A 25,438-nucleotide genomic window follows, 5' to 3' on the forward strand; every position below is an offset into this window, starting at 1 on the left:
AACCGTGAACAAGACTCAACTGATTGACACCCTGATCACCAAGCACCAGCAGAAGCGCGAATCCAATCAGATCAGCAAGGCCGACATGACGGCGGTGGTCGATGCCCTGGGCGAGGTTGTCCAGGCCGAGCTGGCCAGCGGCGGCGACGTCACGCTACCAGGCATTGGCCGCCTGAGCGCTGCAGAGCGGGCCGGTCGTACCGGCCGCAACCCCCAAACCGGTGAGGCTATCGAAATCCCCGCCCGTACTGTGCCCAAATTCACCGCCGGCAAGGCGCTCAAGGAGGCCGTTCAACCGTGAGCCAGGAAGACAAAACCACGCTGGTCATCGAAGCCACAGATGACGGTGTCCAGATCGGGCTGCAGTGCAGTGAGAAACTCGATATGGACAACCTTTCCGTCACACAGCAGTTGGGACTGCTCGCGGTTTACGAAGTGCGTGATGCCATCCGCAAGCACTACCCGGTGAAGGACGAGCAAGTGCTCAAAGTCCCGTCTGTAACGCATTAAGCGAAACGCCCCAGCCGGGGCGTCTGCCAGGCGTGGTGGCCTGGTACTGACGAGCAGCCAAGGATCAGAGATAGAGCATGAGTCAAAAGAAACACGAAGAACGACAGACTGCCGATGCCGCGAGAGCGGAGTTTCAGCATTGGCTAAATGAACATCAAGGAGAGTTTGGTCACATTGGGGAAGTCGTGTTCGGCCTGATGGAACGGGCTGCGGTAGAAGTTGCTACCAGATTACAGCAGCAGGCGAAGGGGGTGAGTGATGGCCGCTAGATCCAACCGCAAAGGCCCCACCGCCCAGATCCACATCGCCCGCAAGCAGCTGGGCATGGACGAGGACACCTACCGGGCAATGCTGGCCAACGTCACCGGCAAACAGTCCAGCAAGGACTGCACCGTGGCCGAGCTGCACAAGGTGGTCACTCACCTAAAGCAGTTGGGCTTCAAGGCCAAACCCCGCAAGCGGGTGGCTGAGCATCCCGGCACGCCTCACAACCTGGACAGCAGGCCCATGCTGCAGAAAGTTGAGGCGCTGCTGGCCGAACTGACGGCGCCCTGGAGCTACGCCGATGCCATTGCCAAACGCCAATTTGGCATCCAGCGCGTGGCCTGGTTGAAGACCACCGAGCAATACACCGCATTGATTGCAGCGCTGGATGTGGAACTGGAGAAACGCAGCCTGCTGGCAGCGTTAGAGCGTTACCTGGAAGAGAAAGGTCTAACGCTTGAAGACGTAGAAAAGAAGGTGGCCAGTTTACCGAAGAACTGGCGTCGTAACCGGGCAGCCTTGCAGCGACTGGTCGCTGCGTATTCGGAGGCTGAAGCATGAAGCTAGGCCGTTGCCCCGTATGCCACAGCCATATCCAGCTGGAAGCCCTGATCCAGGACGACGCCGGCAGCGAGCTGCTGGGCCTGTTGTCCGGTCTGGGTCGCCCGCTGGCCAGGCCCCTGGTGCAGTACCTGGGGCTGTTCCGTCCGGCCAAGTCCGACCTCAACAACGCCCGCGCCCTCAAGCTTGCCCAGGAGACCCTGGACATCGCGGATCGTGACAGCCTGGTGGCCGCACTGAACGACACCGTGCGCAGCATCCACGAGAAGCGCCAGCGCGGCCAGGTGCAGCCACTGAAGAACCACAACTACCTCAAGCAGGTACTGGCCTCTGTGGCTCCCGAGGCCAAACGGCCAGCTGTAGAGCCTGAGTCAGACCGGCGCCCCACATCCTGGGAGAAAAAACAAGGCCGTGACGAATCACCGGAGGAAGCCCGCCGCAAGTGGGAGGAAGACATGCGACGCCTGGGTGTAGATCCCGCCAAATTCACCAAGGCAAAGGGGTAAATCATGGCGCTGTTACTGGATACCAAGTACCTACCGCCCACCGTGAGCGAACTGGTGGACGTGATCGGCCTGGTGGCGGCGCTGCAGCTGGTGGAGTGCGTGGGCGGCACCCGCATCTGGGTACCACAAACCGTCACCCAGGATCACCCGCTGGTGAAATGGATCGGCCAGGACGCCGCCGAGGCCCTGGCCGATCACGTCTGCGGAGGCGAGCTGGGTGTGCCGCGTTGTGCGGACGCGTTGCGGGCGGCCCGGAATACCGCCATCTGTGAATCCCGGAGCAAAGGCGTTACCGTTGGCCGGCTGGCTTTGGAGTGCGGCCTGACGGAGCGTCAAGTGTTCAGTATTCTGGCTTCAGCAAGAGAAGCCGACGAGCGGCAGCAGGACATGTTCGCATAGGCTTTTATTGCGTTGATTTGACTGGCTAAGTATCTTCTTGAAACAGCAGTTATTAACACGGACAAGGAGAAAGGCATGGCTGCGCTAGTTGTACTCTGGATCATCTGCGGCGGGGTTTCCGCCATGATCGCCAACCACAAAGGTCGTGATGCCTTTCCCTGGTTTCTGATAGGAGTCATTTTTGGGCCCTTGGGTATTCTTGCCTCCATAGTGGTCAGCTCTACGGATGCCAAGAAAGAGAAGCAGGCCATTATCCAGGGTTCGATGAAGCAATGCCCCAGGTGTGCAGAAGCCGTTAAAAGCGCGGCCGTTGTGTGTAAGCACTGCGGTGCCAACCTGGAGGCTGAGGCCTCCCAGAACCAACTATCTTCTGATGCCAAGTCCCGTCACCAGGCCCTTCAGGACGCAATAGCCAAAAATGACTTGGAAACAGCGAGAGCCATTTTGAATTCCGGGCTGGATTTGGGCGATAACCCGTTACCTCTTTCTCACCTGGATTATGCCGAAATGCACGGCAACGCTGAGATGCGAGACCTACTTGCTTCCAAGCTGGAAAACGCCTGACGTATGCGCACCACTAATCAAGTGGTATCATCCCTGCTCAACTGGTGACCAATACCGGTTGAGCAACCCCTGAAGCCCTTCACCTTATTCCATCCCGCACCGGCCCCTAATCTGGGGCCATGAAAACACAGACCTTACTCGACAAATTCCGCGCCGGCCCCTGGCTGATAGCAACCCTATTAATGGCCACCGTCGTGGGCATCCTGTACCCACACCAGCTGGGCGTCCTCCTGTGGAGCCTGACCAAGTTGTCAGCGGGTGCCTACCTCGGTTACTGGATCGACCGTTCTATTTTCTACTATGCCCGGCCGGGTGAGTTTTTCCCTGAGCAACGTGCAGGAAAAACGCCTGAATTCTGGAGCGTTGTCTGTCAGTGCATGATCCGCAGAGCGATCATCATGGCTGCCACCATCCTCGCCCTGGGTGTGGGGGTGTAACGTGCCGCTGTTCTCGCCAATCGTTCGCCAACTGGAGATTGAAGGCCGGCTGCCGGCAGGCAGCTACCGCAAGACTCTGCTCGATGAGATCCTGGGCGCGGTTCTGGGTCCGCTGTTGATGATTCTGGTCATGATTATTGGCTCCGCCCTGGGTGGATGCAGCCCAGTCTATGCTGGGCCAATTCCCGAGGCTGCCATGCAACACCAGCGGGAGCTGACCCGCCTGGCCCAGCAGGAGTTCGGCCTGGACGCCCCGGTGGCCATGTTCGCCGCCCAGATCCATCAGGAATCCAGCTGGCGAACCACCGCCCGCAGCCCGTATGCGGATGGCCTGGCCCAGTTCACCCCGGCCACCGCTGCCTGGATCAGCGAGATCTACCCAGATCTTGGCGAGGCCGCACCGTTCAGTCCGGCCTGGGCACTGCGGGCTATGCTCCGCTTCGACAAACACCTGGTGTCCCGCGTAAAGCCCTGGAATGCGCGTGATGTTCCGATCTGTGACCGCTGGGCCTTTGCGCTTTCAGCCTACAACGGCGGCCCCGGCTGGCTTTCGCGGGACAGACGGTTGGCACGAGCTGCAGGCGCAAACCCAGACCTGTGGTTTGACCATGTAGAACACTACACCCGGCGGGCCGAATGGGCGCGCCGGGAAAACCGCCACTACCCCCAGCGCATCCTCTTTGAGCTTGAACCCAGATACCGCCTGGCCGGATGGCCTGGGAGGGCACCATGCCGCTAACCCTTGCAACCGGCGCCACCAAAGCGTTGCTGACGGTCACCCTGCTGTCAGTCCTGGCTGCCCTGGGCAGTGGCCTGTACGGCTGGTATCGCACCAACCAGGCGGAGTTAACGGTTAAGCGTTTGCAGCTGCAGATCCAGCAACTGTCCACCAACCGGGACAGTTGGCGTGCAAGTGCCGAACGATGGAAGACCGATGCCGCACGTATGGCAGAGGAACAGATGGCCGCTAAAGCGGCTGTTGATGCCCTGGAGCAAGACCAGGCGGCGAACGATGCCCGCTATGAGCCTGCCCAGCAGCTGATCGACAGGGCCGAGCCTACCGATGACGGCCCCGTGGCCCCGGTGCTCCGCAACGTGATCGAGGCACTGCCATGACTCGCTGGGTGCCAATGATTGCGCTACTGGCCGGCTGCAGCACCACGCCGGAGCCAATGCCGGTACCGCCCATTTTGCCCGCTCCGGTTCTCTGCACCGTGCCGGGCAAGATGACCAAACCCGAAGAACAGCCCGCCCGCCCAACTGGCGACTACAGCCAGAAGGACGTGGCGGGTTACATCAAACGTCTGCACCACTGGGGCTCCCAGGGCTGGCTGCAGTTACAGAGCATTGACCGCTGGAGTAGTGACTGTGTTCACCGAGAAAGACTACGAACGGGCCAGCCGGCTGGCTGAGCAACAAGTGGCTTACGCCCTGGCCACTCACCGGGAGCAAGCCAAGGCGCCACGCAACACCACAGGGTTGTGCAGCGACTGCGATGGGAACATTCGAGAGCGGCTAGAGGCCATGCCCACGGCCATGCGCTGCACGGAGTGCCGGCAGATTCACGACAAGCTGGAGCGCCGGTGATGGATGACGGTCTCGACTACAGCAAGCTGAAGTTCTGGTTGGATTTGCTGCAGTGGGTTTTCACCCTCGGGTTGATGGTGTTTGTGTGGATCGACCGGGGACGTGAAAAGAACAAGGGGGAGATCGAAGCCTTGGCAGTGCGAACGGAGTCTTTAGAGCGCCGGCTGATAACGGCTGAGGAAAGCCTGCGTCACAGCCCAACCCATGAGGACATCGCCAAGTTACAAAGCCAGTACGCGGGACTGGAGAGCAAGCTGGACCGGGTGACGACCACCCTGGACCGAATTCACGATTACCTGATGAACGCCAAGTGAGGGTTCCGATGTCGTACCAGGAGAACATGCGAGAGCACCAACGCATTTGCATCCTGCGCATGCTGGATCAAGTGCCTGACTACAGCATGAACGAATCCATGATTGCCGACGAGCTGGGGCGCTGGGCGCTGGCCTGTTCGCGGGATCAACTCAAATCCCTTTTGGCCTGGCTGGCGGAGCAGGGATTGATTACCTGTGAGCCTATTGGCCACTCCCAGATTGCCCGCATCACCCAGCGTGGCCAGGACGTGGCCAACGGTCTGGCCCTCGTGCCGGGCGTTAAACGCCCTTCGGCGGTGCGCTGATGAGCGGCAAGGTGACGCGTGGGCGTCGCTCCAAGATCGATCTGTTACCGCAGCCGATCCGAAAATCGCTCGACGAGATGTTGCGGGACGGCAAATGGACCCAGGCGGACATCCTGGATGCGATTAACGAGGTCATCGAGGAGAACGGGCTGCCGGACGAGCAGAAGCTCAGCCGCTCCGGCCTGAACCGCTACGCCACTGAGATGGCCGAAATTGGCCGTGACCTCCGGGAGTTGCGGGAGCAGACCAGCGCCCTGGTCGCGGACCTTGGCGACGCACCCCAAGGCGAAACCACCAAGCTGATCCTGGAGATCGGTCGTTCCCAGCTTTTCAAAGCCATGCGCAACCAGATGCTCAACCCGGAAGAAGAGGTCGATATCGGGATGATCAAGGATGCCATGTTGGCCGCCCAGCGCCTGGAGCAGACTGCCATGAATGCCCATAAGCGGGAGAAGGACATACGCCAGGCATTCGCCGAAGAAGCGGCCGCGGCTGTGGAGGCGTCTGCGAATCAGCAGGGCCTGACCGCTGACAGCGTGGCGCAAATCAAGGCCCAGATACTGGGGATCGCCTGATGAGTATGCAGCAAAACGCCATTACCGCCGCTGTCCGGGCGGGCCTGGAGGATCTGCTGCAGTTTGATGCGGACGAGGTGCTGCTGGGCTACCAGAAACGCTGGATTGCCGATGACTCGCCCCTGAAGATCGCGGAGAAGTCCCGGCGAACGGGCCTCACCTGGGCAGAGGCAGCCGATGCTGCTCTGTGCGCGGGCACGGCCAAGTCTGAAGGCGGTACCAACCACTTCTATGTCGGCTCCAACAAGGAGATGGCCCGGGAGTTCATCGAGGCCGTGGCCATGTGGGCGAAAGCCTTTGATCGGGCCGCCGGCGAGATCCAGGAGGAAGTCCTGGAGGATGACGACAAGGACATCCTGACCTTTGTGGTCTACTTCGCGTCCGGTTTCAAGGTGCAGGCCCTCAGCTCCAATCCCAGCAACCTGCGGGGCATGCAGGGCAATGTCACCATTGATGAGGCCGCCTTCCATGAACGGCTGGCCGAAGTGCTCAAGGCCGCCCTGGCACTGACCATGTGGGGTGCCAAGGTCCGCTTGATCAGCACCCATAACGGCGTCGAGAACCTGTTTAACGAGCTGATCCAGGACAGTCGGGCCGGTAAGAAGCGCTACAGCGTCCACCGCATCACCCTGGACAACGCCTGTGACGAAGGCCTGTACCAGCGGATCTGCCAGATCAAGGGCGATGACTGGAGCCAAGCAGCCGAAGACCAGTGGAAAGAGAACCTGCTGAAAGATACCGCCACCCGCGAGGACGCGCTGGAAGAGTACTACTGTGTGCCCAAGTCCGGTGGCGGTGCCTACATCTCCCGAGCCCTGATTGAGGCCCGGATGGTGGATGCACCGGTGGCGCGGTTTGAAGGCAGTGCGGAGTTCAACGCCTGGCCGGAGCACTTGCGAGCCGCTGAAATCCAGGATTGGTGCGAGCAGGAACTGCTGCCCTTGCTGCAGAGCCTCAATCCAGAGGAGTCCCATGTCTTTGGTGAGGACTTCGGCCGCAGTGGAGACCTGACGGTCATCGCGCCGATGGCCATCACCCAGCAACTCAAGCGCACCGTGCCATTCATCGCCGAGCTGCGCAATGTGCCCTTCAAGCAGCAGGAACAGGTGCTGTACTACATCGCCGACCGCCTGCCGCGCCTGCAGGGCGGCGCCCTCGATGGCCGGGGCAATGGCCAGTACCTGGCGGAGCAAGCCGTCTACCGATACGGCTCCGGGCGTGTTGAGGCGGTGATGCTGTCGCAGTCCTGGTACCTGGAGGCCATGCCTAAATTCAAGGCCGCCTTTGAAGACGATGGCATCGAGATCCCCCGCGACAGCGATGTGCTGGACGACCTGCGAGCCATCCAGGTGATCAAGGGCATCCCAAAACTGCCGGATGCAAAGACCGGCAGCGACAAGAAACGCCACGGGGATGCAGCCATTGCGCTGGCGTTGGCCTACTACGCCAGCCAGAGCGAGGTGGCCCCCATCGAATTCACAGCGGCCCCCACGCGCCAGTCGCGCTGGGACGCCATCGAGCATGACCTGGCGGATTCCATCGCGGATCTGCCCTCAATGGAGAGTGGCGCATGGTAGACATACTGGATTCGCGCGGCCAGCCCATCCCCAAGGCCCCCAAGCTGGAGCAGCAGACCGCCCGCGTGGGCCACCTGCACCGGGAATTTGCAGAGCACCCCAGCCGGGGGCTTACGCCCGCCAAGCTCGCCCGCATCCTGGAGGATGCCGAGCAGGGCAACCTGGTGGCCCAGGCCCAGCTGGGTGAAGACATGGAAGAGAAGGATGCCCACCTGTTTGCCGAGCTGAGCAAGCGCCGCCGGGCCATCCTGGGCCTGAACTGGGACCTGCGCCCGCCCGAAGACGCCACCGACCAGGAGCGGGAATGGACCCGCCGGGTGGAGAACATGATCCGCGTCCTGGACTGGGAAACCATCGTTTACGACGCCTCTGCCGCCATCCTGCACGGCTACGCCTGCCAGGAGTACAACTGGGACCGCAGCGAGGGCCAGTGGCACCTGGCTGCAGTGGACTACCGGCAGCCGGACTGGTTCATGTGCCCGCTGGAAGACCGCAACCAGCTGCGCCTGCGCTCCACGGACGGCCAGGGCGAACCGCTGCGCCCCTTGGGCTGGCTGGTCCATACCCACAAGGCCAAGTCCGGCTACCTGGCCCGAGGCGGGCTGGCACGCATCCTGGCCTGGCCGTACCTGTTCCGCAACTTCTCAGCGCGAGACTTTGCCGAGTTCCTGGAGATCTACGGCTTACCGCTGCGCCTGGGCAAGTACCAGCCCGGTGCCAGCGACGCCGAGAAAGCGACCCTCATGCGGGCCGTGGTCAACATCGGCCACGCGGCGGCCGGTATTGTGCCCCATGGCATGGAAATGGAGTTCAAGGAGGCCGCCAAGGGCGCCTCCGATCCGTTCATGGCCATGGTGCACTGGGCAGAATCCAGCGTCTCCAAGGCGATCTTGGGCGGCACGCTGACCAGCCAGACCTCCGCTTCGGGCGGCGGTGCCTACGCCCTGGGCCAGGTGCACAACGAGGTGCGCCACGACATCCTGATTAGCGACGCCAAGCAATTGGCCCGGTCGCTCAGCCAATACCTGGTGGCGCCGCTGGCCCGGCTCAACACGCCCTTGCGGCGCATGCCCCAGTGGATGTTCGAGACCGAGCAACCGGAAGACATCAGCCAGTACGCAGAATCCCTGCCCAAACTGGCCGAGGCCGGCCTGCGCATCCCGCTGAAATGGGCACACCAAAAACTGGGTATACCGGAGCCGGAAGACGGCGAGGCGGTGCTGGGCAGCCAGGCGGAGCAGACACCAGCCGCCGTTAGAACCGCCGCCCTGCGGACCGCGCCTAACGCAGGGCCGGCCAGCTTCGAGGACCAGGACGCTCTGGACGACGCCCTCACCGCACTGTCCGAGGGCGACCTGGACAGCCAGATGATCGGCCTGCTGCAACCCATCATGGCGGCCGCCGCCGAAGGGCCGGAAGCCCTGCGGGACCGGCTGGACGAGCTGTGGCCGGAGATGGACGACGAGCAGCTGCAGGAGCGCCTGCACCGGGCGGCGTTTGTGGCGGAGCTGTGGGGCCAGATTCATGGCGGATAAGGTGGAACTGCGGGCGGCCATGAAGATGGAGCCCAAGGACGCGGTGGCGTTTCTGCGCTCCAAGGGGTACCAGATCAGCGACCAGTGGCACGAGCTGGACGCAGCCGCCCATGCCCGCGCCTTCACCGTGGCCAAGGCCATGCGCCTGGACATCCTGGAAGACATCCGCGACGCCGTGGACCAGGCCCTGGCCGAGGGCCAAACCAGCCGCCAGTTTGTGGAGCAGCTGGCCCCCAAGCTCAAAGCCAAGGGCTGGTGGGGCAAGCAGGTGTGGGGCGATGATCGGGGCAACAACCGGAGCGTGCAACTGGGCAGCCCCTGGCGGCTGAAGACCATCTACCGCACCAACCTGCAGACGGCGTACATGGCCGGCCGGTACCGCCGGCAGCTGGCCACCACCAGCACCCACCCGTATTGGCAATACGTGGCGGTGATGGACGACCGCACCCGGCCGTCGCACGGTGCGATGAATGGCCGCGTGTTCCGCTGGGACGACCCGATCTGGCAGTACCTGTACCCGCCCAACGGCTGGGGCTGCCGGTGCCGCGTGCGGGCCCTGACCAAACGCCAGGTGGAGCGCGAGGAACTGGTGGTGGAGAACGGCGCCGATTACATCGAACAGGTGCAAGGCGAGGCCGGTACCGACATCCGCACCGGTGAGGTGGTCACCCTGGATCATGCGGTTATCCACCTGCCGGATGGCCAAACCATGAGCCCGGATGTGGGCTGGGCAGCCAATACCGGGGCCGCTGCCTTCGGGGTGGATGCCAGCATTGCCGCCAAGCTGGGCCAGGTGCGCAGCACCGAGCTGCGAAGCCAGGTGGTCCAGAGCCTGAATAACTCCGAGTTGAGGCACGAGGCATTCGCCCAGTGGGCCGAGCGCATATTGACGGGGCGGCGTGCGGGTCACGGCCTGGCGTCCGTGGGGATCCTCACCGAGAGCTTGGCTCGTGCGGTGCTGGAACGGACCGGCAAGGCGCCAAGCCGGCTGCTGGTCATCGGCGAGAAGCAGCTGCTGCACGCAGACAGCCGCAAGCACCAGGCCGATGGCGTGTCCCTTCCCATGGAGGTCTACCAGGCACTGCCACGGTTGCTGGCCGAACCCGAGGCGGTGCTTTGGGACCGGAGAAAGCAGAACCTGGTGTATGTGGTGAAGGCAGAGACCGAGGCCGCCTACCGGGTGATCGTGAATGCCCCCTACCGCCTGCCGAAAAGCGAGAAGGTACCGCTGGATGCGGTGATCAACGCCTACCAGGTCAAGGTTGGGGATCTGAAAGCGGGGCAGTACGAGCTGCTGGAGGGGACGCTTTGAGGAAATGCCGGATGGATGACGGGAGTCGAACCCGCAACACGCCGGCACCGAAGTGCCCGCCGCTCTACCAGTTGAGACTTACACCCATCCGAGAGTTTCAGTATATCCAATAGGTTAAAGAATCGCCAATGAGCACCATCCACCTGGAAGTCACCCGCGACGACGTCTCCGACGCCCTGCAGAAGCTGCTGCACGCTGCCGAGAATCCCCGCGATGCCATGGCCGGTATTGCGGCCGTCATGGAGAGCGCCACCGAACGGGCCTTTGCCACCGAGTCGGACCCGGCCACCGGGGTGGCCTGGGATCCGCTCTCGGAGGTCACCCTGGCGCAGCGGCCACACCGGGCCGGCGGGCAGATTCTGCAGGACGAGGGGCTGCTGGCCGGCTCCATCGTGTCAGACTTCGGCCTGGCCTATGCCGAGATCGGCACCAACAAGGTCCAGGCACCCACCCACCAGTTCGGGGCGGAGCAAGGCGAGTTCGGCCGCACCCAACGGGGCGGCCCCATCCCCTGGGGCGACATCCCGGCCCGGCCATTCCTGGGCATCGGCCCGGACGATGAACAGGACATTCTGGACATTGTCCGGCAACACTTGGTGGGCGGTTTTCTTTGACCGCCTCAGATGGCTTGTAAGGGCTTTGATGGGGTTGGGGCATCCGACGATAGCTGAAAAACTGGTTTGCGGCCGCCCTGATCGCTCTAACGCCTTTCTAACGTTGGTTGCTTGAGCTGGCCGTGGGGCAAAGTGTATTCTCTGCCTCACAACCCCCCTCTGATGGCCGCCCTTGGTCATTCCCTGATCTACCCCTGAAGTCCTTCACCTTATCCCACGCCGACCGCCTCCGTAATCTGGCGGCATGGCTACCAAACACCACATCCAAATCGCTGCATGCACCACCTCACTGGGCCGAAAGGCCGCCCGTGAGATCCAGCTGTTCCCGGCAGGTACCTTCCGTGCCCGTGACGGCCGACCGGCTGGCATCGACGGCTGGGTGATGACTGCGGACACCGCTCGCCAGGTCATTGCCCTGGCATCCCGGCGGGCCACCCCCTTCGTGATCGACTACGAACACCAGACCCTCCATGCCGAAACCTCTGGCAACCCGGCGCCCGCTGCCGCCTGGTTCGAGCGCCTGGAATGGCGCGAGGGCGATGGCCTCTATGCCGTGGATGTGGAATGGACCACCAAGGCGTCCGCCATGATCGAGGCCGACGAGTACCGCTACCTGTCCCCCGTTTTCAAGTTCAACAAAACCGGCGAGGTCACCGAGCTGCTGATGGCCGCCGTGACCAATTACCCGGCCATTGACGGCATTGCCGACGTGGCAGCCGCCCGCTACCTGACCAACCACCCCGAGGAGGAACACCCCGTGGATGAAGAACTGTTGAAGCTGCTCGGCCTGGAGGCTGACGCCACCCCCGAGCAGGTCCGCGCCGCCATCCAGGCGCTGATCGATAAAGCCACCCAGGCTGAGGCCGACGTGGCCGCTGCCCGCGCCGAAGCCGGTAAGCCGGACCCGGCCAAGTACGTGCCGGTTGCGGCCCTGACCGCTGTGAAGGACCAGGTGGCCGCCCTGACCGCGAAGCTGAACGGCAGCGAAGTGGACAACCTGGTCAAGCAGGGCCTGGACGACGGCCGCCTGCTGCCTGCCATGGAGAACTGGGCACGCGAACTGGGCGAGGGAGACGTGGCCGCGCTGCGCAGCTACCTGGACAACGCCCAACCAGTGGCCGCCCTGACCGGCCAGCAGACCGGTGGAAAGAAGCCTGAAGGCGACGACAAGGACGGTCTGTCCGAGGAAGAACTGGCCGTCTGCCGGGGCACTGGCATCGATCCCGACGATTACGCAAAGCAGAAGGAGGCGTAAATGACCGCCCTGACCCGAGACCGCAATACCCCCTGGCGTCGTGGCGAAGACTACGGCTATGACGTCGCCGGTGGGGCTCAGATCTTCGCTGGCGCCCTGGTTGTGCTGAATGCCACTGGCTACGCCGAGCCGGGCTCCACGGCAACTGGCCTCAAGCCGGCAGGCGTCGCCAAGGAACAGATCGACAACAGCGGTGGAGCCGATGGCGATGCCGACGTGGTCGTTCGCCGTGGCGTTTTCCAGCTGGAGAACGACGGCAGCATCGACCGCACTCACATCGGCAGCAGCGCCTACATCGTGGACGACCAGACCGTAGCCGCTACAGACGGAGGGGCCACCCGCTCTGCCGCCGGCACCATCGAAGACGTCGACGTGGACGGCGTCTGGGTACGCATCTAAGGAGCGCAACATGATCATCAATCAGAGCAATCTGAAAACACTGTTTACCGCCTATAAGGCGGCGTTTAACCGGGGCTTCCGCGATGTCGATGCCTACTGGAGCAAGGTGGCCACATTGGTTCCTTCCAGCACTGGCACCGAAGAGTACGGCTGGCTGGGGCAGTTCCCCAAGCTGCGGGAATGGATCGGCGACCGGCACATCAAAAACATGGCCGCACACGGTTACTCCATCAGGAACAAGCCGTTTGAGTCCACCGTTGGGGTTCCGCGCGACAACATCGAAGACGATGCCTATGGCGTGTTCACCCCGCTGATGGAAGAGATGGGCTATGCCGCAAAGACGCATCCGGATGAGCTGATCTTTGCCCTGCTGGCGGCGGGCTTCACGACCCCCTGCTATGACGGCCAGTACTTCTTTGACACCGATCATCCAGTGGGTGATGGCACGGTTAGCAACATGCAGGCCGGTGCTGAAAGCCCCTGGTTCCTGCTGGACGTTCGCCGCCCCCTGAAACCGCTGATTTTCCAGCGCCGGCGTGACTACAACTTCGAGTCCATGACCGACGGCAAGGACGAGCAGGTGTTCATGCGTAACGAATATCGCTACGGCGTGGATGCTCGCGTGAATGTCGGTTTCGGTTTCTGGCAGCAGGCCTTCGGCTCCAAGGCCACGCTCGATGCCGCCAACTATAAGGCGGCACGCCAGGCAGTGCTGGGCTTCCGTGGCGACGAGGGGCGCCCGCTGGGCACCAACCCGAACCTGCTGGTTTGTGGTCCGAGCAATGAGGGCGCAGCCAAGGAGCTGCTGCAGGCGGAGCGCAATGCCTCCGGAGCGACCAACATCTACCGCAATACGGCCGAGCTGCTGGTAGTGCCCTGGCTGGACTAACGGTCCGGCCAGGCCTGCGGTGACACCCGACTGAACAGGAGATTGTTCTCATGGCACAACGCAAAACCAATAGCACGGCGAAAACAGCCGACGAGGCCCAGCAACAGGCTGAGGACGTCGCCAAGCAGGCGGCCGAGTCAGCCCAGGCGGCTGAAGCCGAGACCGCCAAGGCCGCTGAGGAGGCCAATGGCGCAGAGGAGCAAGCGCCGGAAGGCGATGCTGAAAAGGCGGTCCAGGAGTCAGAGGCACCTGAAGTCGCTGCTACCGGAGTGCTGCGCGTGCGCACTGCCGCGCCCACCAAGAGCTTCTGGCGCTGCGGGTATGAGTTTGGCCCGAAGGTGCGGGAGATTCCCCGGTCTGAGTTGACCGAGGAGCAGGTTACCCGGCTCAAGGATGAGCCCATGCTGCTGGTGGAGAGTGACCCGGCATGACCTACGCCACCCAGGCAGACATGGTGGAACGGTTCGGCGAGGGCGAGTTGATCGACCTCACCGACCGCAACCACACCGGTGCCATCGACGCCACCGTGCTGGGCCGTGCTCTTGCGGACGCCACGGCGGAGATCGACGGCTACCTGGCCTCGCGCTACGACCTGCCGCTGGCCAGCACCCCGGTGGTGCTGGTTCGCGTCTGCGCCGACCTGGCCCGGTACTACCTGCACGACGACCACGCCCCGGAGCAGGTCACTGAGCGCCACAAGGCGGCGGTGGCCCTGCTGCGGCGCATCAGTGACGGCCAGGTGTCCCTGGGGGCCTCTGAAAGCGGCGGCACCCCAACCACCAACAACGGCGCAGAGATGGCCGGTGGTGGTCGGATCTGGGGCCGGGATAACAGTAAGGGGTTTATGTAGTGCTGGATTTGACCCCCTGGGCCGAACGGATCTCGACCAGCGAAATCACCGCCGTGCTGGCAGCGGACCTGGACGCCGCCCAGAACAGCCGGAGATTCCCCGTGTTGGCCCTGGTGCCGGGCCGGGACAAGATCACCACCGCGCCCCTGAGTCAGGGAACCCGGCACCGGGTGACCGCCCAGGTGCTGGTGGTCAGCGGCGTGGGTCGTGGTAACCAGGCCCTGGGCGAGCAAATGGTGGACCGCCTGGCCGGCTTGCGCCGGATGGTGGTGCACCGGCTGGTGGGATGGACGCCGCCGCCGGTGGGCATCAGCGTGCCGGACCGCACCTGGTACGACTATTCCGAGCTGCCGGTCATGGAGCACGACACGGAAGTGTCCTGGGCCGGTGGCCAACTGCTGAGCATGAGCCAGAACGCCGTGTACTGGGTGGACGCATTCACAACTGATTATTGGTGGAGCCCATGAGCAAACCCAAAGCCAAGCCAAAGCTGCCGCAAACCGGCGGCCAGTACCAACGCAACGAACGGGGCGACCTGCAGCCGGTGAAAGCCCAGGCTGGCAAGCCGCCGAAACAGACCGCCGACAAAGCAGCGGAGGAGTAACCCATGGCAGGATTCAAAACCCGCCGGCGCGTTGTGCTGGCCAAGACCGAAGCCACCTATGGCACCGACGCGGCGCCGGATGCCGCCGCTAACGCCATCCTGACACGCACGGTGAGCGTCACCCCGCTGGCCGGGGACGACATTCGCCGCGACCTGCTGCGGCCGTATTACGGCAACAGCCAGTCCATTGCCGGCGAAAAGCACGTGGAAATGACCATCGAGGTTGAGCTGGCCGGCTCCGGCACGGCCGGAACCGCCCCAGCCTGGGGGCCGCTGCTGCGTGCCTGTGGCTTCGCCGAGACCATCAGTGCCGGTGTCGATGTCACCTATAACCCGATCACCGGCAACGAGGAGTCCCTGACCTGCTACGTGCACCGGGACGGCATGCTGCACAAGTTCCACGGTGGCCGTGGTTCGGTCCAGTTCAACACGGATGTGAACCAGCTGCCGTACATGACCTTTCGGTTCCTGGGCCTGTACGCCCCGGTGTCCAGCGATGCCTTGCCGACGCCGGACTACAGCGGCTTTGTGGAGCCGCTGCCGGTCTCTAACACCAACAGCTCGGCGCTGACCCTGCACGGCGCGGCCGTCAGCTTCAGCCAGTTCCGCCTGGACATGGCCGTGGACACGGTAAAACACCAGGTGGTGGGGGATGCCACCAGCATCCAGGTGGTGGATCGCCAGCCTTCCGGTACCGCCGTCATCGAGGAGCCCGCGCTGGCCACCCTGGACCTGTACGCCAAGGCCCGCGACGCCAGCTTGGGTGCTGTGAGCCTCACCCACGGCACCGTGGCCGGCAACATTGTCCAGTTCGACGCCCCGAAAGTCGGCACTGGCAGTCCCACGGAACAAGACCTCAACGGCGTGCAGATGCTGTCTGTACCGCTGACCATCAATCCAGACGCCGGCAACGACGAGCTGGTTGTCACCGTTAAGTAAGGAGTGCCCATGTTCAAGCTAAATCCCCAGCGCACCTACAGCTACCCCGTCAACATCACCGTGTTTGACGGTGACCAGGAACACCAGGGTCAGTTCACCGCCAAGTTCAAGGTGCTGCCCACCTCTGCTACCAAGGAGCAGTTGGCACCGGACACCCGGTTGCTGGACCTGGTGCTGGTAGGCGCCAAGGACGTTGAAGTGCCGGGCCCGGATGGCAAGCCACTGGAAGGCGACGCGCTACTGGACGCGCTCAAGGATGACCCGGCGGCGTCGTTGGCCCTGATCACCGCCTACCAGGAAAGCATCTCAAAAAAGAACCGTCCGCGAACCTAACGGAGGCTGGCCGCTTCTGGGTCGATGGCCCCCAGGCCGACCCAGGCGGCATGGCCTCGGACCTGGCGGCCTTCGGTATCGCGGATCCGGCCGCCCACCGCCTCGCCAGCCAGAGCACGGATTACCCCGTGCTTCCGGAGAATTGGGAGGCACTGAACCTCTTTCTGGAATGCACCACCCAGTGGCGCCGGGCCGGCCTGGAGGCGGTCATCACCGGCCTGGACTACGGCGCCCTGGAAACCGTCATGCGGATGAAGGGGGCCAAGAACCGCAAACGCCTCTTCGAGCAGGTGCGCCTGATAGAGGGCGGTGCACTGCAAGCCTTACGGGAACAACGGGATTAACCAGGCATGAACAACCTTGAGCTACGGCTGAAACTGACGGCAGACAACCAGGGCGTGTCCGGCGTTGTGCGCAAGACCGAGGCCGACGTGGACCGGTTGAACCGCACCATGGACAACACCAGCGCCACCAGCAGCGCGGGTGCTCAAAGCCTGAAAAAGCTCACCTCCGTTGGTCACGAGACCACCCGCATGTTCCAACTGCAGAAAGGCGCCCTGCAGCAGGCCGGCTACCAGTTCCAGGATTTCTTTGTGCAGGTAGGTTCCGGTACCAGCGCGTTCACCGCACTCGGGCAGCAGGGCTCTCAACTGCTGGGAATTCTTGGCCCCGGTGGTGCCTTGTTGGGTGCTGGCCTGGCCATCGCCTCCGTGTTTGGAGGCGTGGTCTATAGCGCGTTTGGCGATGCGGCGGAAGGGGCCGGCCATCTGGAAGACATCCTGGAAGACCTGGACACCATCATCACCCGCACCCAGGGCGGTGCCCTGGTGCTGGCGGATGAGATCCTGCAGCTGGCAGAAGCCTCGCAGACTGCTGCCAAGCTGGAGATTGCCGGCGGAATCCTGAAGGCTGAAGACGCCGTAAATGCTTCCGTCGCTCGCACCAGGGAGACATTGGAAGGGGCATTCGGGAATTTCACCATCGACTTTTCCGACGCGTTGGCTCAGGTCCAGACACTGGAAAGCCAGGGTAAAAGTCTGCAAGAGCAACTGGAAATTGGTGAACGGTTTGGCACGCCAGGCATTGTGCTTGGCATCAACTTGATCAAGGACGAACTGGATGAGTTGCGAGAGCAGTTCGGGATCTCACGCCAGGATGGTGTTCGTCTATTTGAGGCGCTTTCCCGTGCTCAGGCCAACCCGACCATTGAGAACCTGGAAGGGATGGAGCAGGTGGTCACTGAAATCGGCCTGGCGCTCAAGGATACATCGCCCGCTTTCGTCCGCCTGGCAAAGACTTTGGGCCAGGAATCCCGCCAAACCCGCCAGACCGTCGAAGCCAAGAACGAGTTGGAGGCAGCGTATCAGCGCGTAAACGAGGCCGTCACCGAAAGCCGCGAAACCCTGGACGGCGAGTCCAGTCAGCGTCAGCGCCTGATCGAGTCCGCCCTGCAGCACATCGAGTTCCTGGAGCTGCAGAATGCCCTGATTGCCGAAGGCATCACCGTGCGTGAAGCCGCCCGGCTGGCCGAGCGGGAAGGCCAGCGCCAGGAGCTGGAGGCCGCCGGCGTCACCCAGGAGCGCATCGAGCAGCTGTTCCAGCTGGAGGACGCGGTCATTGCCGCCGCCGATGCGGAACAGGAAGCCAAAGAACGCCAGGTGCAGGCCCGCCGAGAGGCCGCAGCGGCTGCCCGTGAGGAAGCCAAGGCCCAGGCGGAAGCCGCCCGTGCCCAGGAGCAGTGGCGCAACCAGGCCAAGGCCCTGGTCAATGAGCTGGATCCGCTGGGGGCTCAGTTCGAGTCGGTTTACGAGAAGCAGCAGATGCTGATTCGGCTGGCTGCTGAGGGCAAGATTTCAGAGGGTTACCGAGACCAGCTGATCACCACCCTGGTGGAGGGCATGGCCGACGCCGGTGAAATCGGTGCCGGTGAGTGGGAGGAGTCCTTCCGCAGTGCCGCCGACACCATCTCCCGCGACCTGCAGGACGCGATCATCTCCGGCGACTTCGAGGGTATCGGCGACGCCATCGGCAACGTGCTGGCGGGCGGGATCTCCTACGCCGTCAGTTCGGCCATCACCAACAACATCGGCAACCTGGGCAACAACCTGAGTAGCCAGTTGATTGGCACCTTTGCCGGCCCCATTGGCGGCGCCGTCGCCGGCGGCCTGGTGGGCCTGGCCATCAACGAGCTGGGCGACTACCTCAACGACTACACCGACCCCACCGAGCAACGCCAGGCGTCCCAGGGCACCGGCACCGTGTTGGGGTCCATCAACGACAAGACCCAGTCCATTGTCCGCTCCACCGATCTGTCTGCCACTGCTACCGAGCAGCTGGTGGGCATCAACCGGTCCATGCTCGATGCGCTGTTGACGGTGCAAACTGGCATCGACGGCGCGTCTACCCGTATCGCCCGCGGGGCGGATGGGGTGTCAATTAATGCGCCATCGGTGGATACCAACTTCTTCGACTCCACCGTGGGCCAGCTGATTGGCGGCTCTTTTGATGCCATTGGCTCCATCGTCACCCTGGGCCTGGCCAACAACCTGGGCGAGATCATCGGCAAGGCCCTGGGTGGGCGCTCCAAGCAGGTGGATGAGGGGGTGCGCATCGTGGGCGGCTACATTGCCGACCTGGCCGAGCAGACGGTGGTGCAGGCCTACAGCACTTTCAAGGTCAAAAAGAACTTCCTCGATGACTACGACACCAAGGAGAAGTTCGCCAGCCTCGATGGCGACGTTTCCCGCCAGTTCGCGGCCGTGTTTGGCGACATCCTGGACTCCGTGGCCGCCGGTGCTGACGCCCTGGGCGTGTTGCCTGGCCAGATCGAGAGCCGGCTGGAGCAGTTTGTGGTCGACACCCAGCGCATCAGCCTGGAAGACCTCAACGCGGAGGAGCAGAAGGCGGAGCTGCAGGCGGTGTTTGGTGCCATCTTCGATGACCTGGCCGTGGCCGTCATTCCGTACCTGGACGACTTTCAACGGGCGGGCGAGGGCCTGGGGGAAACCCTGGCCCGCGTCGCCACCCAGGTTCAGGTGACCGACGAGGCGGTGGACCGCCTGGGCTTCCGGTTCGCCGATCTGCAGGGGCGTGACCTGGTACTGGCGTCCGAGCGGCTAACCGAAGCGGCCGGCGGCATCGAGCGCTTTGTGACGGACATGGAGTCGTTCATCGGCAACTTTGCCAGCGAGTCCCAGCAGTTCGAGATCGCCAGCTCCGACATCACCCGCGCCCTGGAGCAGCAGGGCCTGGCGCTGCCGGCAACCCGCGACGCCTACTTTGCTCTGCTGCAGGCTCAGGATGGATCCACCGCCGCCGGCGCGGAGAACATCGCCACCCTGCTGCGCCTGCAGAACTCGGCCGACAAATATTACACCTCGCTGGAGCGACACCAGGACGAAGCCCTGGAAGCCCAGCAAGCGTTGGTGGCTGAGCAGCGGCACGCGGTTTCCGCGCGTCTGCGCGAGGCAGAGCAGGCGGCCCGGTCTATAGGCAATGCTTTGGATGCGCTGACCGTCCAAACAGAGCAATTCAGCCAGGCCCAGCGCACGTCCGCCTTCAACGCCCTGCGAGGTTTTGCCAACGCCGGTGCCGTGCCGGCCGGCGCAGAGCTGGACAACGCCCTGTCGGCTGCCACCCAGCTCAATATCAGCGAGTTTGCCAGCCTGGGCGAGTACATCCGCGAGGTGGCAGCCACCGGTGAAGTGTTGGGAGATCTCGATGCCATCGCCCAGGAACAAGTCACCGTTGAGCAACGGATGCTGGATTCCCTGGATCACCAGACCAGCGTTATCGAATCCGGTCAGCAGGCCCAGTTGGAAGCGCTGACCAGCCTGCAGCGCTCTGTCAGCCAGCCGGGTACCGTGGTGGCCCCGGTTGTCTCTGCTGCCCAGTCCCTGGGGCCGCTGTCCAGTTCCGGAAGTCTGGCCTCCAATGCAGAACTGCTGGTAGAGGTGCGCAACCTCAAAGCCCAGCTTGAGGCGTCTCAACGGGCCATTGCCAAGCACACCCAGCGCACTGCCAAGCTCCTGGAACGGTTTGATATCGACGGCATCGAGGTGCGTGACGTATGAAAATAATTGCGCCAAAAACCATCACCAGTGAAAACCTGGTGTCAACGACGGCTGAGTCAGAGAACCACGTTACCTGGGAGTACCAGGGCATCAGTTACCCCACCGAAGACCAGGCGATTGACATCATTGCGTACGGCGGTGATTACATTGCCTGGCAGTATGGTGGCGCGGACACGGCCGGCAGCTACATCTACCTGCAAAGCCGTTCCCTGGGCACCATCGACCAGGTGGCCCAGCTCCAGGAGAGCAACGCTATCCGGGATGTGATCCTGTTTGATCCGGTTGGCGACGTGAAGCTGTTCGAGAGCTGCCAGAACTTGGTGGTCCGGGCGATTTCACCGGATGGCGCGTTCTTTGTCCTGTGCAACGACAAGGGGATAGCGGCCATTGATACCGGCGATCTCACGGTGCATCACAAGCACCTGTACGCCGATCCCGCGTACACGATGCCTGAGATCATGCACAAGTCGTATTCGCCTGCGCTATCTCCATCCGCCACTTACCTGACCTACGCACCGACAAAAACCACCGTGTCGGTCGTCGATGTGGCCACCTGGACGATCTCCAAAACGGCAGATCTGACATCGCTGGCGAGCGGGTATGACGAGGGGTACATCACGCAAACCCGAGTGTCGGACGATGACCTGTACCTGTTCGTGTGGCTGCGGTTGTATACCGAGGCCACGAACAGTTGGGAGGTCGAGATCCATCGCTATACGCTCTCGGACGATACGATAACGCTGGTTGAGGCGACCGGGTCACAGATGCTCTACGCGTTCGTGGAGTCGGGGTTCTGCCAAGGCAGTGAGCTGATCTACATCTCCAGCGCTAGCGAGCCGCACACCATTACGCGCCGTGATACTGGCTCTCTCGCCGTTAACTCATCGTTTTCAGTAGTCGGCGAGAGTTTTCGGACGTTTCGGGTTAGCGACAGTTACATTGTCTGCCTTTTTGGGTTGTCTCCCAGGGTTCGCCAGTTTTCATTAACTGATAACTCTGAGATCTCCGTTCCCCAGTTAGCGGCCCCATACCTGCCCAGGCAGCATGTGTTTTCACTGGCAACGGAGGCCAACGAGGCGGTGGTGGGCACCGACTCGGATTACCGGGCCTATGACCTGACGGTGCCGGAGGTGCTGGAGCCCCAGACCCTGACCTTCAGTCGGTACGACCGCGTAATTTTCGGCAATGACATTTACGAAGTGATCGTGACCACCACGAGCACCCGGCCTGACCTTGGTGCGGCCCTAGAGCCGCCCGAATGGCTCAGGATTGGCCGAATCAACCCGCTGAGGATGTTTGACGGTTCCATCGAATCGGTCACAACCGTCGACGGTGACCTGGATTGCTCCATTGAATACCAGGATCTGGTGGACGGGCTGGCGCTGTTCGGTGTCTCCGCCAAGAGCGTGCAGATTCAGCTGATTGACCCGGTGGACGGCGTGGTTTTCGACACCGGGGCACTCTCGCTGCTCGACAATACCGCCGTCACCGATTGGTACAGCTACGTTTACAACCCCATCGACGTCAGGGCGGATTTTGTCTATACGGCACTGCCCCCCTATCGCAGTGCCACCATCCGGGTGGTGCTCACCAGCCATAACGGCATAGCCCAGGTCGGCGAGATGGTGCTGGGCGCCGTTAGAAAACTCGGTGGCACCGCCTACGGCACCGGTGTAGGCATCCTGGATTTTAGCCGCAAGGAGCGGGACACCTTTGGCAACTTTGTCATCACCGAACGCAGCTACTCCAAACGCGCCAACTACGACCTGAGCGTGCGCACCAACCAGATCGCGTTCATCCAGCAACTGCTGGCCAAGCTACGCGCAACACCCACCGTGTTCATCGGCGCAGAGTCGCAGCCCGAGACCGTCGTGTACGGCTTCTATCGTGGGTTCGACATTGTGTTGGAGGGCCCGGTTTATTCCGACTGCACCATAGAAGTGGAGGGCCTTACATAATGGCAGCCCCAGAAATTACCCAATTACCACCCGCACCCAGTCGCGCCGATGACGGCGAGACCTTCAGCAGCAAAGCGGACGCCTTCGTGGCCGCCCTGGAGCCGTTCCGGCAGGAGGCCAATACTTCGGCCGACTTTATGGACACCAAGGCAGCAGAGGCTGACACCTCTGCTGCCAATGCCGCAACCAGCGAAGCGAACGCAGCTACTTCTGAAGCCAATGCCGCAACCAGCGAAGCGAACGCAGCGGCTAGTGAAGACGGTGTCGCCGCCTCTGCCGCTGCTGCGGCCACCTCTGAGGCCAATGCCACCGCCCAAGCGAACACGGCCACGACCAAAGCCAGCGAAGCCGCCACCTCGGCCTCAGACGCAGCCACCTCCGCCGCCGAGGCGCTGCAGCACAAGAACGACGCCGCAGCGGTGGTCACCGGCGGCACGGCCACCTTTGACCCCGAGCCCGGAAAAATCCCCCTGGCCGATTCCACAGGGCAGATCAGCGAGGGCTGGCTGGGTGACACCCTGCCCAACCTCAACCGCGAGCAGGACCGCCAGGGCTCCATGCTGCTGGCCATGGATGACCATGTAAAGAGCGCCCAGGAGCTTCAGGCGTTGGCCCTTTTCGAAGGGGGGACTGACGAGGTATTCGTTAGCGGTGACTACGCAGAGGATATTCAGAGCGCTGCCGATGTAACAGCGAACTATGGCGAGACGGTTGCAATGGTCGCTGATAAGTCCGGCGCCGGCAATGACGGCGCTCAGGCCAGCAGCTCCCTCAAGCCGGTCAGGGGACGGATGCCAGTGGGTGGGGTGCGGAATTTGGTCAGCTACAGCGAGCAGCTTGATCAGAATTATTGGAGTAAAACCGGCTCCCCGACCGTTACACCGAATGCAGCGCTGGCGCCGAACGGTGAGGTAGTTGCCGATCACTGGCAGCGCACGACAACAAGCGCGAGCTACAGCGGCGGATTGGTTAATAAGCCCGCCGTGGTAGATACCTACACCTACAGCGTCCACCTCAAAAAAGATGTGGGGGACTACGCGGCCCTACGCATTCAAGGGCAGTATCCAGCCCGCGTGGACGCAACTATCGATTTAGATTCAGTCACGATATTTGCCAGTGCTGCATTTTCCGGTTTCACCTTGTTGGATGCAGGAGTGTTCCCCATGGGGGACGGATGGTACCGCTGTTACCTGACGTTTACGACGGATTCCTATAGCACTTTGACCGGGCACATTTCTTTCAACAGTAATGGTGAGGATGTTGATGGACCGGACTCAGCGGCGGATTCCGCTGGATACTGGTTCGGGGCTCAGATCGAGAAAGGGGGCCTAACTCCCTATCAGCGTGTAGGGACCTTTCTCGACACCACAGAGGCTGGCGTCCCCTCTATCGAATACCTGCGCTTTGACCACGTAGACGACAAATTAACCCACGCCCTACCTAACGGAGTCGTGGATGGCACCCTACTAGTAGCTGGCACCAACGGGAGCTGGATCAGCGAGGGGGTCACGGTGGGTGCAGGAGGTGACTTGGAGATCGGCCCCAGAGACATGCCGGGTCAGTACGGCGCGTTTGGGGCCGTGGGCGATGTCGTGGGCTGGATGTATCTCGATCGGATGCTGACCCGCAGTGAACGCCGCTTTGCCTTGGATTATTACAAACAGCGTGGGGCCCAGGGGCATCTGATCCGGAATGGGGTTGAGCACGTCACTAACGGTACTTTTGAGGATCTAACCGGTTGGACCGCTCAAGATTGTGACATTGTCGTTGAAAATGGGCGCCTCAAAATCTCTATGCATTCCACCACCACTGCGTTTGTTCGCATCCCAATATCGGGCCTGGTTAAGGGGGACTGGGTCAACATTCGAAGTGTATCGTCCATCACGAACGGAGTCGGTATTCGGACTGGTCTCAATAACGGTGCTCGCAATACCGGGGCTGATAACGTGTCCTCGTCATCCGATACCACTCGGGACCGGTTTGTCGAACTAGGGGGAACGCCGAACTCCCTGGAAGTCATCGTGAACGGCGACGCGGCAACCGTTGCTTATATCGATGATATTTCCATCCAGAAATTGACCACTGAGGAGGAGCTGGCATGAGCGTATCCCTGGTAATGATCGTCCCAGCCAGCCTGCTGGATGACGCCAACGCAACCGGCCTGGCCCTGGGAGTAGGGCCGGAGAACTTCACTGTGGCCCTGTCCTCTGACGGCTCCACAGTCACCCACTACGGCGCCCTGCATCAGCTTGCCCAACCGGAGTTTGTCCAGATGCTGGCCGACGCCGAGGGTGGCACCCTGCCGCCCATCACCTGGGAGGACCATGGACTGACTGAGGCCCGCGTGCAGGCGGTGGTGGATGCCCTGATTGCGGATGTGTCCAGCGAGTACAGCCGTCCGGGTGACCATTTCACCGCCGTCCTGGCCTCCAACAACCTGGAGGTGCTGCATGGTTAAACTCTGGTTTTGTCGCAGCAATGACATCGGCGGGTGGCTGATCCGGCTGCTGACCTGGTCCCAGTGGAACCACGTCGCCATCGAGGTCAACGGCTACATCTACGAAGCGGTGACCGATGGCGGGGTGCGCCGGATCCATGCCCGTGGCTACGGGGACTCCTGGGATGACGCTCAGTCGGTACGGGTGCCGGTGGACGATCTGGGGGCCGTGCTGCTGTTCCTTCAGAACCAGGTGGGCAAACCCTACGACTGGCGGGCACTGCCCGCCATCCCGTTCAGATGGACGTGGCAGCATCCTCATAAGTGGTTTTGCTCGGAGCTGGCCGCCAAAGCGCTGATGGTCGGGGGCAGGGATGTCACGAGCGAAAAAGCCTACCGGGTCACACCGCAGGATCTGAGTCGGGTACTGATGGAAGGGGCTGCTGAAGCCGAGGTGGCCCAGTCCTCTCCCTGGTAGTCACACCACTCTGCAGGTGTCGCGTTTGCCAGGCATCCGTGCCGGCGCTGAGCTCTGGTCATCCTGACCGGATGGCTCGGGGGCGTATTCTACGCAAGGTGAAACAGCGGAATAGCCGCTTTTGTCTAAATCGGGCGTGAGATATCGCCTACATTCCGAAGGT

At 62.5% G+C, this 25,438-nt stretch carries 33 protein-coding genes and 1 other RNA gene; all 34 read left to right on the forward strand.

Translation table 11 applies throughout. From position 1 onward, the window contains the following. Window positions 1–4 precede the first annotated feature (4 nt). The 34 genes from R3175_RS07380 to R3175_RS07545 all read left to right on the forward strand — a co-directional run bounded on the left by R3175_RS07380 (window position 5) and on the right by R3175_RS07545 (window position 25,275). Window positions 5–301, forward strand: a complete 297-nt coding sequence (locus R3175_RS07380; protein ID WP_318943330.1) for an HU family DNA-binding protein — start codon at window positions 5–7, stop codon at window positions 299–301. Then, on the forward strand, window positions 298–510 hold the full coding sequence (locus R3175_RS07385) for a hypothetical protein (protein WP_318943332.1): 213 nt from the start codon (window positions 298–300) through the stop codon (window positions 508–510). Before R3175_RS07380 ends, R3175_RS07385 begins: the two co-directional genes overlap by 4 nt. Beyond that, window positions 509–573: hammerhead ribozyme type II (locus R3175_RS07390), an RNA gene on the forward strand. Before R3175_RS07385 ends, R3175_RS07390 begins: the two co-directional genes overlap by 2 nt. 14 nt (window positions 574–587) lie before the next feature. Then, a complete protein-coding gene (locus R3175_RS07395) occupies window positions 588–779 on the forward strand; it encodes a hypothetical protein (RefSeq protein WP_318943333.1) in 192 nt (63 codons plus the stop codon). After that, window positions 769–1,335, forward strand: a complete 567-nt coding sequence (locus R3175_RS07400) for a regulatory protein GemA (protein WP_318943335.1) — start codon at window positions 769–771, stop codon at window positions 1,333–1,335. The genes R3175_RS07395 and R3175_RS07400 overlap by 11 nt, the downstream gene beginning before the upstream one ends. Next, a complete protein-coding gene (locus R3175_RS07405) occupies window positions 1,332–1,841 on the forward strand; it encodes a hypothetical protein (protein WP_318943337.1) in 510 nt (169 codons plus the stop codon). The genes R3175_RS07400 and R3175_RS07405 overlap by 4 nt, the downstream gene beginning before the upstream one ends. 3 nt (window positions 1,842–1,844) lie before the next feature. Next, window positions 1,845–2,240: a Mor transcription activator family protein gene (locus tag R3175_RS07410; RefSeq protein WP_318943339.1), complete on the forward strand. Its 396-nt coding sequence runs from the start codon at window positions 1,845–1,847 to the stop codon at window positions 2,238–2,240. A 75-nt stretch (window positions 2,241–2,315) separates the two neighbouring features. Then, window positions 2,316–2,804, forward strand: a complete 489-nt coding sequence (locus R3175_RS07415; protein WP_318943340.1) for a zinc ribbon domain-containing protein — start codon at window positions 2,316–2,318, stop codon at window positions 2,802–2,804. A gap of 119 nt (window positions 2,805–2,923) precedes the next feature. Continuing rightward, complete coding sequence (locus R3175_RS07420) at window positions 2,924–3,241, forward strand: putative holin (RefSeq protein ID WP_318943342.1); 318 nt, start codon at window positions 2,924–2,926, stop codon at window positions 3,239–3,241. 1 nt (window position 3,242) lies between these two features. Next, window positions 3,243–3,980: a transglycosylase SLT domain-containing protein gene (locus R3175_RS07425; RefSeq protein ID WP_318943344.1), complete on the forward strand. Its 738-nt coding sequence runs from the start codon at window positions 3,243–3,245 to the stop codon at window positions 3,978–3,980. Beyond that, window positions 3,971–4,357: a hypothetical protein gene (locus R3175_RS07430; protein ID WP_318943345.1), complete on the forward strand. Its 387-nt coding sequence runs from the start codon at window positions 3,971–3,973 to the stop codon at window positions 4,355–4,357. The genes R3175_RS07425 and R3175_RS07430 overlap by 10 nt, the downstream gene beginning before the upstream one ends. A 252-nt stretch (window positions 4,358–4,609) precedes the next feature. Then, entirely contained in the window at window positions 4,610–4,828 is a 219-nt protein-coding gene (locus R3175_RS07435; RefSeq protein ID WP_318943346.1) for a hypothetical protein, read from the forward strand. Beyond that, entirely contained in the window at window positions 4,828–5,142 is a 315-nt protein-coding gene (locus R3175_RS07440) for a DUF2730 family protein (protein WP_318943347.1), read from the forward strand. The genes R3175_RS07435 and R3175_RS07440 overlap by 1 nt, the downstream gene beginning before the upstream one ends. A gap of 26 nt (window positions 5,143–5,168) precedes the next feature. Continuing rightward, the gene (locus R3175_RS07445) at window positions 5,169–5,447 is read left to right on the forward strand and encodes an ArsR family transcriptional regulator (RefSeq protein WP_318943349.1); all 279 of its coding nucleotides are present in this window, start codon (window positions 5,169–5,171) and stop codon (window positions 5,445–5,447) included. Next, a complete protein-coding gene (locus R3175_RS07450; RefSeq protein ID WP_318943351.1) occupies window positions 5,447–6,022 on the forward strand; it encodes a DUF3486 family protein in 576 nt (191 codons plus the stop codon). Before R3175_RS07445 ends, R3175_RS07450 begins: the two co-directional genes overlap by 1 nt. Continuing rightward, window positions 6,022–7,599 carry a hypothetical protein gene (locus R3175_RS07455; protein WP_318943352.1) on the forward strand — a complete coding sequence of 526 codons (1,578 nt, stop codon included), beginning with the start codon at window positions 6,022–6,024 and terminating at the stop codon, window positions 7,597–7,599. The genes R3175_RS07450 and R3175_RS07455 overlap by 1 nt, the downstream gene beginning before the upstream one ends. Continuing rightward, window positions 7,593–9,134, forward strand: coding sequence for a DUF935 domain-containing protein (locus R3175_RS07460; protein WP_318943355.1), 1,542 nt, complete (start codon window positions 7,593–7,595; stop codon window positions 9,132–9,134). Before R3175_RS07455 ends, R3175_RS07460 begins: the two co-directional genes overlap by 7 nt. After that, complete coding sequence (locus tag R3175_RS07465) at window positions 9,124–10,446, forward strand: phage minor head protein (protein WP_318943357.1); 1,323 nt, start codon at window positions 9,124–9,126, stop codon at window positions 10,444–10,446. Before R3175_RS07460 ends, R3175_RS07465 begins: the two co-directional genes overlap by 11 nt. 128 nt (window positions 10,447–10,574) lie before the next feature. Further along, window positions 10,575–11,060, forward strand: a complete 486-nt coding sequence (locus R3175_RS07470; RefSeq protein ID WP_318943358.1) for a phage virion morphogenesis protein — start codon at window positions 10,575–10,577, stop codon at window positions 11,058–11,060. A 244-nt stretch (window positions 11,061–11,304) separates the two neighbouring features. Next, the gene (locus R3175_RS07475) at window positions 11,305–12,315 is read left to right on the forward strand and encodes a phage protease (RefSeq protein ID WP_318943360.1); all 1,011 of its coding nucleotides are present in this window, start codon (window positions 11,305–11,307) and stop codon (window positions 12,313–12,315) included. After that, a complete protein-coding gene (locus R3175_RS07480; RefSeq protein ID WP_318943362.1) occupies window positions 12,316–12,714 on the forward strand; it encodes a hypothetical protein in 399 nt (132 codons plus the stop codon). A gap of 10 nt (window positions 12,715–12,724) precedes the next feature. Then, window positions 12,725–13,603 carry a Mu-like prophage major head subunit gpT family protein gene (locus tag R3175_RS07485; RefSeq protein ID WP_318943364.1) on the forward strand — a complete coding sequence of 293 codons (879 nt, stop codon included), beginning with the start codon at window positions 12,725–12,727 and terminating at the stop codon, window positions 13,601–13,603. Window positions 13,604–13,653: 50 nt separating this feature from the next. Beyond that, a complete protein-coding gene (locus R3175_RS07490; protein WP_318943365.1) occupies window positions 13,654–14,034 on the forward strand; it encodes a hypothetical protein in 381 nt (126 codons plus the stop codon). After that, window positions 14,031–14,453 carry a gp436 family protein gene (locus R3175_RS07495; protein ID WP_318943366.1) on the forward strand — a complete coding sequence of 141 codons (423 nt, stop codon included), beginning with the start codon at window positions 14,031–14,033 and terminating at the stop codon, window positions 14,451–14,453. Before R3175_RS07490 ends, R3175_RS07495 begins: the two co-directional genes overlap by 4 nt. Further along, window positions 14,453–14,920 (forward strand): hypothetical protein, encoded by a 468-nt coding sequence (locus tag R3175_RS07500; RefSeq protein WP_318943368.1) that lies wholly within the window; start codon window positions 14,453–14,455, stop codon window positions 14,918–14,920. Before R3175_RS07495 ends, R3175_RS07500 begins: the two co-directional genes overlap by 1 nt. After that, complete coding sequence (locus tag R3175_RS07505; protein WP_318943369.1) at window positions 14,917–15,057, forward strand: hypothetical protein; 141 nt, start codon at window positions 14,917–14,919, stop codon at window positions 15,055–15,057. Before R3175_RS07500 ends, R3175_RS07505 begins: the two co-directional genes overlap by 4 nt. A 3-nt stretch (window positions 15,058–15,060) precedes the next feature. Further along, entirely contained in the window at window positions 15,061–15,996 is a 936-nt protein-coding gene (locus R3175_RS07510; RefSeq protein ID WP_318943371.1) for a phage tail tube protein, read from the forward strand. Between the two features lie 9 nt (window positions 15,997–16,005). Continuing rightward, window positions 16,006–16,329: a hypothetical protein gene (locus R3175_RS07515; RefSeq protein ID WP_318943373.1), complete on the forward strand. Its 324-nt coding sequence runs from the start codon at window positions 16,006–16,008 to the stop codon at window positions 16,327–16,329. Between the two features lie 50 nt (window positions 16,330–16,379). Beyond that, window positions 16,380–16,673: a DUF1799 domain-containing protein gene (locus R3175_RS07520; RefSeq protein WP_318943374.1), complete on the forward strand. Its 294-nt coding sequence runs from the start codon at window positions 16,380–16,382 to the stop codon at window positions 16,671–16,673. A 6-nt stretch (window positions 16,674–16,679) separates the two neighbouring features. After that, window positions 16,680–20,402, forward strand: coding sequence for a hypothetical protein (locus tag R3175_RS07525; protein ID WP_318943377.1), 3,723 nt, complete (start codon window positions 16,680–16,682; stop codon window positions 20,400–20,402). Next, complete coding sequence (locus R3175_RS07530; RefSeq protein WP_318943378.1) at window positions 20,399–22,360, forward strand: hypothetical protein; 1,962 nt, start codon at window positions 20,399–20,401, stop codon at window positions 22,358–22,360. Before R3175_RS07525 ends, R3175_RS07530 begins: the two co-directional genes overlap by 4 nt. Next, the gene (locus R3175_RS07535) at window positions 22,360–24,462 is read left to right on the forward strand and encodes a hypothetical protein (protein ID WP_318943380.1); all 2,103 of its coding nucleotides are present in this window, start codon (window positions 22,360–22,362) and stop codon (window positions 24,460–24,462) included. The genes R3175_RS07530 and R3175_RS07535 overlap by 1 nt, the downstream gene beginning before the upstream one ends. Next, window positions 24,459–24,818 (forward strand): hypothetical protein, encoded by a 360-nt coding sequence (locus R3175_RS07540; protein WP_318943382.1) that lies wholly within the window; start codon window positions 24,459–24,461, stop codon window positions 24,816–24,818. Before R3175_RS07535 ends, R3175_RS07540 begins: the two co-directional genes overlap by 4 nt. Further along, window positions 24,811–25,275 carry a hypothetical protein gene (locus R3175_RS07545; RefSeq protein ID WP_318943383.1) on the forward strand — a complete coding sequence of 155 codons (465 nt, stop codon included), beginning with the start codon at window positions 24,811–24,813 and terminating at the stop codon, window positions 25,273–25,275. The genes R3175_RS07540 and R3175_RS07545 overlap by 8 nt, the downstream gene beginning before the upstream one ends. The last annotated feature ends 163 nt before the right edge of the window (window positions 25,276–25,438 follow it).

Source organism: Marinobacter sp. (genome assembly GCF_033722735.1).
In the GTDB taxonomy this organism is placed as follows: Bacteria; Pseudomonadota; Gammaproteobacteria; order Pseudomonadales; family Oleiphilaceae; genus Marinobacter.